Origin of the sequence: Bacillus sp. KICET-1 (genome assembly GCF_027721405.1) — a bacterium.
GTDB lineage: Bacteria > Bacillota > Bacilli > Bacillales > Bacillaceae > Bacillus > Bacillus velezensis.
Window position 1 is genome coordinate 3,702,965 of record NZ_CP113515.1, and the last position, 14,590, is coordinate 3,717,554.

At 41.2% G+C, this 14,590-nt stretch carries 11 protein-coding genes and 2 pseudogenes; all 13 read right to left on the bottom strand.

The features are described 5' to 3' along the window. Positions 1-148: 148 nt before the first annotated feature. Complete coding sequence (locus tag OVA33_RS18475; protein WP_025649634.1) at positions 149-814, bottom strand: response regulator; 666 nt, start codon at positions 812-814, stop codon at positions 149-151. An 11-nt stretch (positions 815-825) separates the two neighbouring features. After that, positions 826-2,076 carry a sensor histidine kinase gene (locus OVA33_RS18480; protein ID WP_025649633.1) on the bottom strand — a complete coding sequence of 417 codons (1,251 nt, stop codon included), beginning with the start codon at positions 2,074-2,076 and terminating at the stop codon, positions 826-828. Between the two features lie 65 nt (positions 2,077-2,141). Then, positions 2,142-2,333, bottom strand: coding sequence for a hypothetical protein (locus OVA33_RS18485; RefSeq protein WP_003154894.1), 192 nt, complete (start codon positions 2,331-2,333; stop codon positions 2,142-2,144). 17 nt (positions 2,334-2,350) lie between these two features. Continuing rightward, positions 2,351-3,082 carry an ABC transporter permease gene (locus OVA33_RS18490; protein WP_017417590.1) on the bottom strand — a complete coding sequence of 244 codons (732 nt, stop codon included), beginning with the start codon at positions 3,080-3,082 and terminating at the stop codon, positions 2,351-2,353. After that, positions 3,063-3,998: an ABC transporter ATP-binding protein gene (locus OVA33_RS18495; protein ID WP_017417589.1), complete on the bottom strand. Its 936-nt coding sequence runs from the start codon at positions 3,996-3,998 to the stop codon at positions 3,063-3,065. The genes OVA33_RS18490 and OVA33_RS18495 overlap by 20 nt, the downstream gene beginning before the upstream one ends. A 119-nt stretch (positions 3,999-4,117) precedes the next feature. Further along, the gene (locus OVA33_RS18500; protein ID WP_017417588.1) at positions 4,118-5,476 is read right to left on the bottom strand and encodes a HAMP domain-containing sensor histidine kinase; all 1,359 of its coding nucleotides are present in this window, start codon (positions 5,474-5,476) and stop codon (positions 4,118-4,120) included. Then, positions 5,473-6,144, bottom strand: coding sequence for a response regulator transcription factor (locus OVA33_RS18505; RefSeq protein WP_015417275.1), 672 nt, complete (start codon positions 6,142-6,144; stop codon positions 5,473-5,475). Before OVA33_RS18505 ends, OVA33_RS18500 begins: the two co-directional genes overlap by 4 nt. 183 nt (positions 6,145-6,327) lie before the next feature. After that, a complete protein-coding gene (locus tag OVA33_RS18510; protein WP_063636819.1) occupies positions 6,328-7,821 on the bottom strand; it encodes a UxaA family hydrolase in 1,494 nt (497 codons plus the stop codon). Beyond that, on the bottom strand, positions 7,818-9,263 hold the full coding sequence (locus OVA33_RS18515) for a tagaturonate reductase (RefSeq protein WP_017417586.1): 1,446 nt from the start codon (positions 9,261-9,263) through the stop codon (positions 7,818-7,820). Before OVA33_RS18515 ends, OVA33_RS18510 begins: the two co-directional genes overlap by 4 nt. A gap of 75 nt (positions 9,264-9,338) precedes the next feature. Next, entirely contained in the window at positions 9,339-10,337 is a 999-nt protein-coding gene (locus tag OVA33_RS18520) for a LacI family DNA-binding transcriptional regulator (RefSeq protein WP_014417511.1), read from the bottom strand. A 70-nt stretch (positions 10,338-10,407) separates the two neighbouring features. Further along, positions 10,408-11,785: pseudogene (locus OVA33_RS18525) on the bottom strand (glycoside-pentoside-hexuronide (GPH):cation symporter). Between the two features lie 24 nt (positions 11,786-11,809). Beyond that, positions 11,810-13,207: pseudogene (uxaC, locus tag OVA33_RS18530) on the bottom strand (glucuronate isomerase). Positions 13,208-13,392: 185 nt separating this feature from the next. Then, a complete protein-coding gene (locus OVA33_RS18535; protein WP_014417508.1) occupies positions 13,393-14,571 on the bottom strand; it encodes an NAD(P)/FAD-dependent oxidoreductase in 1,179 nt (392 codons plus the stop codon). Positions 14,572-14,590 lie beyond the last annotated feature (19 nt).

Below are 14,590 nucleotides of genomic sequence, written 5' to 3' on the forward strand. Positions count from 1 at the left end.
CCATATATTTCTATAAATCTATGATAAACGATCTTTTACCTATAGGCACCGAAAAGTCATATTCGGAAAAGCGCTTTTTTTTTGCGCGTTTCCGAAGTATAGGTTATAAAGAAAATCGGGATTAACTGTTCCGTTAATCCCGATTCATTTACTCATATATAGTTTTCATAGAAATTAATGAATATCGATTTGCTTTGATCAGTGCCTCTGTTCTGGATTTTACTCCGAGCTTGTTGTACACACCAGTAAGAATGTATTCAACCGCTCTTTGACTGATCAACAGCTTTGCTGATAATTCCCGGTTTGTCATTCCCTCCGCTACGCCCGCTAAGATATCTTGTTCTCTTTCATTTAAAGTAATATCTCTTATTGTATCTTCAAGCTTATCAATGTTGAACGTATTTGCTTCTGTTCTTCTTAATTGTTTAAAGAGATGGGTAGGAATAATGGTATCTCCTTCAATGACACTTTCAATTACTTTTATCATATGCTCTTCTGTTGAAGACTTACTTATGAACCCGGAAACACCAACTTCAACCAAAAGATTGAAATGGACAGAGATATCAAAACCAGTATAAATTATAATTTTTTGATCGGGACTCTCTCTAAGAATCATTTTTGACAATTCCATTCCATTTAACTCCGGCATATATAAATCAAGTAAAAGTAAGTCATACTCGTAATGCTTAAGGTGATTAAGTACTTCTTTACAGCAAGACAATATTGTTACTCCCATTTTATTGCTTTTTTCAAGAATGGCTTTTGTCCCTTGAGCAACACCAATATGATCATCAATTAATAGAATCTTTATCATGTCAGCGCTCCCTATTCATTTTTCGTACTTATTTCAAACCTTAACAGCAATCCTTCATTTACGCCTGAAGATATATTATGAATACCACTCATACAATTTATACGCTCTTTGATCCCTGTCAGCCCAAAACTGTTTGTTTTTGAATTTACTTTATTCCAATCAATGCCGATTCCATTATCTTCGTAAACAAACATAAGACTTGTTTTTTTTTGAATCATCGTCAAAACAATATAACTGGCTTTTGAGTGTTTAACAGCATTAGTAAGCAGTTCTTGAACAATCCGGTAAAAGTTTATTGTGATATCTTCTGTAAAAATAGAATCATCTTTTACATCTACAAAAAATTCAATATCAAGCTGATAGTTGCTTTTATGTTTATCAATCAGGACTTGAATGCTTCGAAGAAGTCCCATCTCCATTAAAAAAGGTGGTCTTAAATCAAAACATTTTTCTCTTATATACTGGATATTGTCCAGCAAAATTTCTCTTATGTAATAAATATCCTTGTATTTCTCAACATGATACTCTAATTCTCTGCATACAAATATCAGCTCTTGAATGATAGAGTCATGAATATCCTGTGCAAGCTTGGTTCTCTCTATTTCTGAAATAGAAAATAAAACCTTAGAAAGTACAGCCGACTTACATTTATGTTGATCGTCTATGATAATTTCATCAATTTTTTTTTGAATCAATAATTTGTTCTGAAGTGCAGATGCTGTGCAGAATGCCAGCATTCGCAGCCAATCTGCTTCGTTTTCACGAATCTTTATAGGGTGTCCTTTATGTGATAAATGAATAAAAACAAATGTATCACACTTCTCCCCGATAAACAGAATTGATCCGCTGGCGGTTTCACGTATTTCTCCTATCTTAAAATTTGAAATGTTTATGTTAGGAACCTGAATGTGATTTCCTTTCAATTTTAATGTTTTTTTGTCATAGTTTATAAGAGCAATCTGCTTTCCTAAGAGCACACTCTGTATTTCATTGGTTAGTTCTTTTATCAATTGATCTGCATCGGATCCCTCTTGACATAATTCTGAAAAACGGAACAGGCTGCGAAGATATGTCTTATTTCTGTCATCATAGGTAAAGCATAAACAACTACTGCCGAATATACTTAGAACAAAAAATAGACTATACTGTTTAAACTGTAATTGGCTGTCTGTTATAAGCAAAAGCATAAAAAACAATAATAAGGAGAAAACAAAAGTTCTTGCAAACTGCTCAATATTAAGCTTCACCCAATTATCTTTCATTTGTATCCAAGCCCCTTACTAAGGAAAATAAGGGAATCCCTTTGAATCCCCTTAAAATGAAAAAGTTACTTTACACTTATTAAAATATAAACAGCAAAGGCAACAATGTATACCAGAAATGATCCAGTCATAAATTTTACAGGTTTTCTTGAAAAGTTTAGTACGCCTCTTAATCCGTCATTCAAAATCATTCCGAAAAAGGTAACCAGTGTAACTCCTAAAGCGAGCATTGAAATCACAAAAATAACTTGCTCCATGTATACTCATCCTCCATTTACATTCTGTTTTTTTTCGAATATACGTATAATCCTGATAAGGACACCAAAACATACAGCCCCATGATCAGTAATCCCCAAACTAAAAGAATTGAATTGGAATATCCCATATCACTTTCAAAAATTTGAATACTGAAACGATAAATAAAAGAAAAAGGAAAGGCTATTGAGACATCACTTGCTAACAGTATCGTCATTATTAAAAAGGAAGCTACACCGGTTATCATGACAACCACTATATTTTTACTTAAAAAAGCAATTAAAGCTGCAATCGGAATGGTTAGCAGGCTCAAAGTAGTAGAAGTAAAAGAAGTCGCTATTAATCTTAATAAGTCGCTTGCTGAGATATCTTCCCGAAAAAAGAAAAACAAGGTGGATAAGTGAATAATATGATTAACAGCTGAAATTAAAAACAAAAATAGAAAAGCTGCAGCTAGCTTTGATAATATCAATTTGAATTTATGATACGGATATGACATCCAATTCAGCATTGTCCTGTTTTTAAATTCTAAATAAAAATAAAAACCTGAAAAAATAAAAATAATAGTCGGAAATAGGGTCGAATACTGATTAAAAACAAACATATAAAATTTGTTCCAATCTGTATTTTCGTTCATAGTCAAAAGACCGATCCCGTTTATGAGAAATGGCAAAAAGCTTAGAAAGAAAATAACATAAATTGATTTCAGTCTTTTAAGTTTTAGAAACTCGTTACGCACTAACAGACTCATGACCTTTCTCCTTTGCCAGCAGTTTTAAATAAAGATCTTCCAAAGATAGCTTAAATCCGTCAATAGGTGCCTTGTTAAATCCACAAGAATTTAATTTCTCTTTCATTTCCGACGGGTGAATTACTGAAATAAACTCGAATTGCTGTTTATTCTTTGAAATAACATGATCCGCAAATTTCTCAATATCCGCCCAATTAATACCCGCTTCAGCTGGAATTTTGTATAAATAAAGATGTTGCGTATTTTTCATAAAGGCTGACTCGAAAATAATCTGCCCCTTATTCATAATAAGCAATTCATCGGCCATGAGATTAATCTCACTTAAAAGGTGACTTGAAATAACGACTGTGGTTCCATTTTTCATTACTTCTTGGATCAGCATTTCACGTACTTCTTTAATACCATATGGATCTAAACCGTTCGTCGGCTCATCCAGCAAAAGCAATGCAGGAGCATGCGCAACTGCTCTGGCAATTCCCAACCTCTGTTTCATTCCTAATGAAGTTTGCGAAAACAGCTTATCTTTATGTTCAAAAAGTCCAACCTTTCCTAAAATCTCATTTATTTCTTCATCAGAAGCTGATTTTTTTAAATAGTTAAGATGTAATTTAATATTCTCAAAAAGATTCAAATTTTCATAAAAGCCAGGAAATTCTATAATGCTTCCTATAGACTGAATCACATCATTATTTGGATTGCCATATAAGTTATTCCCCTCAAAAATCACTTCACCTGAAGTTGGAGGAAATATCCCTAAAAGAACTTTAAGCAATGTCGTTTTTCCTGCACCGTTGGGACCTAATAAACCATATATTTTACCTTTTTCCAATGTTAAATTTATATCATGTAAAATTTTTTTCTTTTTTATAGATACATTGATACCTTTGGATATTAAAGCTGGATCAGCCTTTCCCACTTTTCATCATTCCTTTCCGTCTTGTTCTGTTTATAATATAAACTTACGAGGTTAAAAAGAAGATATAATCAAGGTTAATTTACGTTTAAATTTCTCAACATAAAAAATACGTGAAGCCTCTACGGCTTCACGTATTCACTGCTGTTTGGATAAATAATAAAAATCGTCCCGTTTTGATTGCTCTTTATTTTATGTTCAAGCCCCATTTGTTTAAGCATCATATTAATGATCGATAAGCCAATCCCAGCGCCTTTTCTTTCAGATTTATTATTCATTCCCGGGCCCCTATCCTCAATTATGATTACGGGTTTGTTTTCAATTAGCTTTGTCTGTACGGAAACGTATTTTCCTGAATGAGCATGGCGCAAAACATTTTGAAAAATGTTATCAAGAATTCTCTTCAACCAAGTCTCGTCTATTTCCCATACGATGTTTTCCTTCAGATCAATATCTATTGTAAATTGCTCTTTCTCAAAAATCGGATACCAAGCTGTTAACGAAGAACGTATTATCTTTAATATGTCACAACTCTTTTTATGAAGCGGCAATTTACCTGCGGCAAGAAGAGAAAATGATGACAAATTGTCAATCAGTTCGCCCATAAACGTTATTTTATCGTTTATGATGCCTAAAGAATGCCTTCCATTTTCACTGCTTATTTCATTCTTTAACGTAAATGTATGCCCTCTTATAACCGTAAGAGGGGTCCTTAAATCATGAGATAAATCAGCAATCAAGTTTTTTCGGATTTCGCCTTCTTCGCGCTCTTTTTGTCTGCTGTTCCTTAGTTCCTCAACCATCTGGTTGAATGAATATTCCACTTGGCCCAGTTCATCCTTCTGTTTAACTGTTACAAATTCCGGTATGCCGTCATTATCTTGTTTTTTCATATGATTCCCCAAAGAAATTAACCTTTTTTGTATTTTCGCAAAAAACATCCATGAATTAATCACAAAAAGTGAACAGACAAAAATCAAGGCAATAAACCATATATAGGAATACTTAGCCCTCATAACCTCCCATTGAGATCCTATAATTGAGCGCGGAGTTTCTAAAAATGCATATCCGCTGTCTTCACTCCCATTTAAATAAGCACTCAGCAATAAATAATTCTTTTGGTTTTGTTCTATCATTTTAATCAATTCGCTAACGTGAATAACCTCACCCTTTTTGGCCAACCGTTCTGAGTTCGAAAACATCACCTTCCCCTTATCATTTATCCATACAATATCAGAGTGTTTATATTGCTTCATGTGCGGGAACGCAGACGTAATTTCCCGATTGGATTTCCCTGAAAAATCTTCCACATCAGACTTCCAATCACTTTCCAACTTGTTTGGTTCATAGTGTACTTGCCCCTGGTGATCAATCAAGTATGTTAATGTGACATAGTATAGAAAATTCACGCCTAAAAAGGCTATCGGAAAAAACAAAATTGAGGCAACGATATTAATAAGGTATTTGGTTGATAATTTCATTGTTTGATCCTGTATCCAATCCCTCTGATTGTTTCAAGAATTTCCGGCTCATTTGGATTGATCTCGATTTTTTGCCGTAAATGCCGGATATGTACCATCAACGTCTTATCCCCTTCGATATAAGGCTGTTCCCAAATATTTTCATAAATTTGTTCCTTTGTTAATATTTGATTGGGATGTCTAAGCAAAAGCAAAAAAATCCTTAACTGCTTATCAGTTAAAAATATTTCCTCATGACTTTGATGATTTAAAATTCTTTTTTCTTTCAAGTGAACACTTAAGTGTTTTAGCTTCAATTCATGAATGGCAGTCTTGTCAAATCTTCTTAATAATACTTCGATTCGAGCAGCCAGTTCATCGGGATGAAAGGGCTTTGTCACGTAATCATCCGCAAATCCTAAGCCTTTCAGTTTATCTTCCAGACCCGTTCTGGCTGTTAAAAGCAAGAGCGGGATCTGCGGATGTGTTTTTTTCATCCTTTGACCGATTGTAAATCCATCTAAACCGGGCATCATTATATCAAGCACGATCAGATCAGCCTTTTCTATATATGTTTCGTAATTATAGGAAGAAGTGAGCCATATAATCATATAGCCCCGATCTTCTAAATCACCCTTTACAAATTGGCCAATTTCTTGGTCATCTTCAATGTATAAAATGTTATTCATTAGGACCCCCTCTGAAATATGTGACTGAAAATCAATCTTCCATAATAATTATATATATTATAAAAATCTCCTTTATGTAAGGCACCATTCCATTATTATAACCTATAGATATTCACAATTCATCAAGGGGCAAAACGATCAGTCAACGCGAAAAGGCGGTCTGTTGTCAGATCGCCTTTTCCCTTATAACGTCACACCGGACTTAAAGATTGCAAGCTCCCGAAAATCGTTTTTTTCGTTATTGACGCATTCTCCGCTTGCAACTTTAATAATGTATTGAATAAAATCTCTTACAATGTGATCTTCTGTTGTTTGGTCTTCCGCCAATCTGCCCGCGTTGTAATCAATCCAATGAGGCTTTGATTGAAATAAATCGGTATTTGTTGATACTTTCACAGTCGGGACAAATGTGCCGAACGGCGTGCCTCTTCCGGTTGTAAACAAAACGATGTGACAGCCCGCCGCGGCGAGCGCTGAAGAAGCGATTAAATCATTGCCGGGCGCACTGAGCAGTATCAATCCCTTTGTTTTCAGGGTTTCACCGTATGTCAGCACATCAGAAACCGGTGCAAGACCGGCTTTTTGGGTGCAGCCGAGCGACTTGTCTTCGAGCGTTGAAATGCCGCCTTCCTTATTCCCTGGTGACGGATTTTCATAAATCGGCTGCTCGTGCTTCATAAAATATTGCTTGAAATCATTGATCAATCGGACTGTTTTATGAAACACTTCTTCGCTCGCCGCACGCTGCATGAGAATCGTCTCAGCGCCGAACATCTCAGGCACCTCCGTTAAGACCGTGCTCCCTCCCTGTGCAATCAAGTAATCTGAAAATCTCCCTAATAAAGGGTTTGCGGTGATGCCGGAAAAACCGTCCGACCCGCCGCACTTCAATCCGATGCTCAATTCTGACAGCGGAATCTCCTCACGTTTATCTCCCTTTGCCGCAAGGTGTATCTCTTTAAGTAGCGCAGTCCCTGCTTCAATTTCATCTGTGACAGCCTGTGATTCGAGAAATTTCACCCGATCTCCGTTCACTTCAGAAAGCGTTTCCTTAATCGCCGCCAGCTCATTATTTTCACAGCCGAGCCCTAAAACCAGCACACCGCCCGCATTTGGATGACGGATGGCGTTTATCAGCATTTGTTTCGTATTCTCATGATCATCGCCAAGCTGGGAGCAGCCGTATTGGTGCTTTAAAACCAGCACATTGTCAAAGGGCGCAATGTCTTTCGCCTCTTTTACGAAGCGCTGCAGGATTTTCTCAGCGACGCCGTTTACGCAGCCGACTGTAGGCACGATCCACAGTTCATTCCGGACGCCGGATGTACCGTTTTCTCTTTTGTAGCCTTTAAATGTCCGGTTCTCATTTGTAAAAGGATTGTCCTCGAAGCGCGGTGAATACGTGTATTCTTGCACATCGGATAAATTCGTTTGCAGATTATGGGTATGAATATGCTCGCCGGCCGAAATCCGCCTTGTCGCACGCCCGATCGAAAAACCGTATTTAATAATGCTGCCGTTTTCTTCAATGGTTTGCAGCGCGATTTTATGCCCCCGCTTTACAGGGTCCTTCACTTCAATCGTCAGTCCGTCTGTATGCAGCCGCTCCCCTTTGTTAAAATGGCGCATGGCGAGAAGCACGTTATCGTTTTTATGGATTTTTATGACCTCTTTCATTTTACTTCCCCCTTTTTGCCGCAGCATTCATGTAACGCATGCTTCATACCCCGCTTATGAATGACAGACAGAAAAAAAGCCGTTCGTTCAGTCAGCCCCGGAAGATGATTCAGATTCTTCCCCCACAATCGCTCTTCTCCTAATATGGCAGATGCCGCTTGAAACATATCATCTTTGCAACGGGACCGCGCCATTTGAAAACGGTTAAGAACCTCCTCGCCGTCAGCCGGTTTGTTCGGTCCGTTCCAGTATGAATAGATCATGGCGCTGAACGAAAATACCAGCTTCTCAGGTAGCCGGCCCTCCTGTTCGATATAAGCCTTCAGCGTCGGCAGGTTTCTTGTTTTGAATTTCGCGGCGGCGTTAAGGGTAATGCTTTGCAGATAATGTTGGATATAAGGGTTTTTAAACCGCTGTAACACATCTGCCGCGTATTGGGTGACACCCTCCATTTGCAGCACAGGGAGGATTTCTTCATTGATCAGCTCTTCGATGAATCTGCCCGTCACCTCGTGCTCAGCCGCTTCCCGGACGGTTTGCAGTCCGTATAGTAAAGCCACTGGCGCCAATGCCGTGTGAGCGCCGTTTAAGATTCTCACCTTTTTTGTCCTGTAAGGCGTAAGGTCAGACGTGATCAGTGCGTTCAGCCCGGCCTCAGCAAAAGGAAGCTCATTCTGAAGCTGTTCCGGCCCTTCTATCACCCACAAATAATAATGCTCACCGACCACAATCAGACGGTCTTCGTATCCGAGAAAATCGGTAAGTTCTTCCGCGGTATCAACAGGAAATCCGGGAACAATCCGATCCACGAGAGTATTGCAGAAGATGTTCGCGTCATGAATCCATTGAGTAAAATCAGGCTCCAGCTCCCACAGCCCGGCATATTGAAGCACGGCAGCCTTCAGTTTCCGTCCGTTTTCTTCGACCAGTTCACATGGAAGCACAATGCACCCTTTCTCGGCGTCACCCGCAAATGCCTTATAGCGGAAATAAAGGAACGCCGCTAATTTCCCGGGGAATGTTTTTTGAGGTCTATCCTCAAGCCGGTCGCCTTTCTCAAACGTAATTCCCGCTTCTGTCGTATTGGAAATGATAAAACGAAGCTCCTCTTGTGCTGCCAGCCGTTTAAAGGAATCATAGTCAGAAAAAAGATCAATGCCGCGGCTGATGGATTTGACGATCATGTGTTCTTCAGCCGGTTTTCCGTCCTTTATCCCCCGCAAAAAAAGCGTAAACAAACCGTCCTGCTCGTTTAAACGTTTGATTTTCTCAGAGCCTCTCGGCTGTACGGCGACAACGCTTCCGTTAAAATCCGTCAATTGATTCATTTGATCGATCTGCCAGTCTGCGAAGGCCCGCAAAAAGTTGCCTTCGCCGAACTGAAGGACTTTTTCAGGATATTGAATGTATTCACCGCACATCTTTTTATTCAGCTGACGCAAGCTGTCCGCCTCCTTCTGCATTTATGCACACGTTAACATTTTTCTGTACGAAAACCCGGATAATCAGACGGGCCGTTATGTGAGTTTTTTAATTGAATCTCTTATCATCACCTCGGTGTTTTCGTATATTTTTTCCGCCGCCGTATCCGGGTCGGCGATTAGCGCCAAAATCTTCTCTGCGCCGAGTATGCTGATGTTTTCAACCGGGCGTTTTACTGTCGAAAGCCTCGGCGTCATGTATTGGGAAATGCCGATGTCATCAAACCCGATAACGGATATATCTTCCGGAACGTTCAGGCCTTTGGCGAAAATGGCATTCATCGCCCCGATCGCCATATCATCGTTTGAACAAAAAACAGCCGTAGGCGGTGATTGAAGCGCCAAGAGTTTTTCCATCGCCTGACTGCCGCTTTCCATATCATAGCGGCCTTTTACACTGTATTCATGCTTAATCGGAATAGAATGATCAATTAAAGATGTCAAATAGCCTTCTTTCCGCTGAGAAGTTGACCTGAATCCTTCCTTTCCCTCAATGATCGCGATATCTCTGTGTCCGTTTGCGATCAGGCAGTCGACCGCCTGTCTGGAGCCTTCTTTATCGTTTGACAGGATATTCGTGATGCTCCGGTCATCAATGTCCCGGTTCAGCACGACAAGCGGGATGTTTTTCTCGCGAATATGATAAATAAATGAATTATCACTGTCGCTTTGGCTCATTAAAATGATTCCATCATATCTCATGGGCGTAATGGTTTCAAAGCTTTTCAGGTCGTCAATCGCGCGGACGAACAAATTGTATTCCTCACTGATTGTGCGGTTTACACCTTTGATGGTATCGGAAAAAAAGCTGTGTGAGGTTCCGTTTGTGATGCTTGTAAAAAACAGTCCGATCGTATGGGACTTTTGCATGGCAAGGCTTTTTGCATTTACATTCGGTGTGTAATTCAGCTGTGAAGCGAGCGCTAATATTTTCTGCTTTGTATGCTCTTTAATGTAGGGGCTGCCGTTAAGTGCCCGGGATACAGTGGTGTGGGATACGTTGGCGAGTTTTGCGATATCTTTTATGGTTACCATCGTTTTTCCTTTCTTTCTGTATGCTGTCATTTATTTCTATTGTACCATTAACGGACAGTCCATAAAATCACTAAAGTTGAGGTTTTGCATGATGTAAGTCCTGAACGAGCTCGGCATGCTGCCGGTCCGTCAGCTTATACATCAAACCGATAATCAGCATGGCGCACGCTAAAGCGAAAGCCGGGTACAGCAGCAGAAGCCCTTTAATCCCGATTAACGTGCCTTTTGTCTGAGATGCATTCGGGATATAGCCGATAACGCTCAGCCCGATGCCTGAAAGAAAACCTGATAAAGATTGGGCGAGTTTTCTGGAGAAGTTGAAAAGCGAATATGTCGTCGCCTCCTTCCGTTCACCCGTCTTCCATTCTCCGTAATCAATAATGTCCGACACAAGCGCCCACGTAATGCCGTTTGGTATGCTGATCCCGATAAAAGCAATGCTCGCTAACGCCGTAAAGATATATACATTTGACGGGAGACAGAAATTCAGCGCATCAGCCGCGGCGCTGACGGCAAAACCGATTTTTTCCGAAGCGTTTGACGAGTTTCGGCATAAACAAAACACCTAAAAATGAAGAACCGATGATGATAAAACTCATGTAGGACATCAACTCCGCATTGTTGAGATTGTACTGGGCGAAGTAAACAAGCATAGCGGATTTAATGTTATATGCCGATATTGAGAAAATCGTCATGAAAACGACGGTCAGAAGCGGTTTGTTGCCGATAAAGCATTTGAAAACCGACATGACGGACAGCTTTTCTTTCGGCGCTTCACGGACGATAATTCTTTCTTTGCAGTTTCGGTAGCAGATCATAAATCCCGCGATTCCGACTACGGCCATCATTCCCATGACTGCCGGGTAGCCGATGTGAACGTTATCAAAATGAACGAGAATCGGGATGACGATGACACTTGTAATGAGCAGCGCGCCGAGGGAGCCGATCTGGCGGAATGCAGAAAGCGCCGTTCTGTCCTCCGCATCCTGTGTAATGGCCGCGCCGAGGGAGCCGTACGGAATATTGACGAAAGAATAAGCGACCCCCCACAGCATGTAAGAAGCATAGGCGTACACAAGCTTCCAGGTGACGCTCACGTCCGGTGACACAAAAATCAATACGGTCATGACCGCAAGAATAATACTTCCGAATAATAAATACGGCCTGAATTTACCCCGGGGTCCGATCTTTTTTCTGTAGTCAATGGCCGAGCCGACAATCGGATCAGTCACAGCCGCAAACAGCTTGCTGACCAAAAAAATACTGCCGGCGAACGCTGCCGGAATGCCTGCGACATCTGTGAAAAACTTCAGCAAATAGATCTGCCCGAGATCAAACATAAATCCGTTCCCAAAATCTCCAAATCCATAGGATACTTTTTCTTTCAGACTCAGCTTAAGCTCCTTCACTTTTGCGGCAGGTGCTGTCACGACAGGCACATTACTCATAGGCCACCTCTTTCATTCCATTTTTTAAAAGCGGAAATATTCCTCAGCATTCCGGTAACAAATCCCCTCGACAATCTTTCCTAAAAGCTCCATATCGTAAGGCGCTTCGCCTTGTTCCGCCCAGCCGCCGATCAGCGTGCAGACAAGCCGCCTGAAGTATTAATGGCGGGGATAGGACAAGAAACTTCTTGAATCCGTCAGCATCCCGATAAAACGGCTGAACAGGCCTATGTTTGATAACGCTTTCATTTGCTGGAGCATCCCATCTTTCGTGTCATTGAACCACCAGGCTGTGCCGAATTGAATTTTCCCCGGTGTTTTCCCATCCTGAAAGCTGTTGATCATGCTGGCGATAATATAGTTGTCATTCGGATTCAAAGAATACAAAATCGTCTTAGGCAACTGCCGCTTTTTTTCGGCGGAATCTAACAGCCGGGCAAGCGGTTTTGCGATACGTTCATCATTAATTGAGTCATATCCCGTATCAGGACCGAGGCTGCTGAACTTATTTGTATTGGTATTTCTTAACGCGTTAATATGGAACTGCATCGCCCAGTCCAGTTCGGTGTAAAGACCGCAAAGATATTTCAGCGTCCGTGTTTTGAATTTCTTTTCATCTTCAAAAGACACATGCTCTCCGCTTAATCCGGCTGCAAAAATCCGGGCCGCTTCCTCTTCGGTCGTCTCGGCATAAACCATTTGATCTAACGCATGATCCGACACTCTTCCCCCGGCATTGTGAAAAAAGCGGACGCGGGATTCTAACGCATCTAAATACGATTGGTAGGTGGTGACAGCTATTCCGGAAGCGCTCTCCAGTGAACGGACCCAATCGGCAAAACCCGGGCTGCTGATGTCCAGTCCTTTGTCAGGCCGAAATCCGGGCAGTACTTGAACCGGAAAATCACTTTCTTTCAACAGTTCGTGGTATGTCAGCGCATCGGCAGGATCGTCGGTTGTGCAAATGACTTTGACATTTGATTTCAGAATGAGATCTCTTGCGCCAAACCCGTCTCCCTGCAGGAGCTCATTCGTTTTTTTCCAAATGGCCGCGGCCGTTTTTTCATTCAATACGTCATAAATGCCGAACCAGCGCTGCAGCTCTAAATGCGTCCAGCTGTACAGCGGATTGCCTATTGCCATCGGCACCGTTTTTGCCCAGGCGAAAAACTTCTCTTCATCTGAAGCGTTTCCGGTAATGCAGCGCTCTTCAATGCCGTTGGCCCTCATAATCCGCCACTTGTAGTGGTCACCGTAAAGCCATGCCTCCGTAATGGTTGCGAAGGTTTTATTTTCATAGATTTCCTTTGGGCTTAAGTGACAGTGATAATCAATGATCGGCATGTTTTCAGCGTATTCCCGGTACAGCTTTACGGCCGTTTTACTATCCAGTAAAAAATCATCACCCATAAAAGCTTTCACACTTTCATCCTCCCTCTTAAAAATGTTAACGTTAACAAAATGGTTCTTTTTTATTTTAGCTTCCTCTTTCTCACATATCAATCATTTTTATTTTATTTTTCAGAAAATTGTATCCGTTAACATTTTCATACAAAAAAAGACACTGCCGAGAAAGTCCGGCAATGTCTTCTGTGTGATCTTAAGGATTAGTAAGCGAGGCTGAATAATCCTTTGATATGTGTTAAATAACGTACGTTACTTGCTTCTTTCATTAAAGATGCCGGAAGACCTTTCAGCGGAGTAGAGTTCGCTCCGATGATGGCAACCGCGTCTTTACGTCCGAGGCTTGCAAGCGTACCAGAGTTTACAGGCTTGAATGTTTCAAGCGTTTTTCCTTCTAAGTAAGCGAACAGGTTGTAACCGACAAGTTCACCCATCTGCCAAGCGATTTGCGCTGTCGGCGGGTACGGACGGCCGTCCGGCGCAAAGTATACAGCGCTGTCTCCGACAACGAATACATCTTCGTGAGAAGTAGATTGTAAGAAATCGTTAACCGTCGCACGGCCGCGGTTCACTTCGAGGCCAGATTCGCCGACTAACGGGTTGCCTTGTACGCCGCCTGTCCATACAAATGTGTTGGCAACGACTTTTGAACCGTCTTTCAGATCAATAACGTTTCCTTCAACATTTGTAACAGGAAGACCTGTTAAGAACTCAACGCCGCGTTTTTCAAGACTTTTTGTCGCGCGTTCGATAAGGTCATCAGGAAGAACAGGAAGAATTTTCGGACCTGCTTCTACTAATTTCAGTTTGATTTCTTTCGGATCTACGCCGTATTTTTTCGTAAGGTTCGGCATGATGTCAGCAAGCTCACCGACAAGCTCGACGCCTGTTAAGCCGCCGCCGCCGATAAGGATCGTTGCATCAGCTTCGTTTTTCGTTTTAGCGTATTCACGCACACGGTCTTCCACGTGTTTGTATACTTTGTTCGCATCAGCAGCAGATTTCAGCACCATGCTGTTTTCTTCGAGTCCAGGAATGCCGAAATAAGCCGTAACAGAACCAAGTCCGACAACAAGCGCGTCATAAGTCAGCTTAGAACCGTCAGAAAGGGCAACTTCTTTCTTATCAACTGAGAAAGAATTGACTTCTGCGATTTTAATGTCGACGTCTTTTCCTTTCAGAAGTTTTTCAAGCGGCATAGCAACAGCCTGTTCAGACACGTTGCCTGCTGCAAGGCGGTGCAGTTCTGTAATGATTTGGTGAGTCGGGTATTTGTTCACAACGGTTACGCGTGCTTCATCTTTACTGTAATGTTTACGAACGGTTAAAGCAGAAAGAACTCCGCCGTAACCAGCGCCTAAAATGACAATATGTTTTGACATCGTATATCCTCCGTCCTTT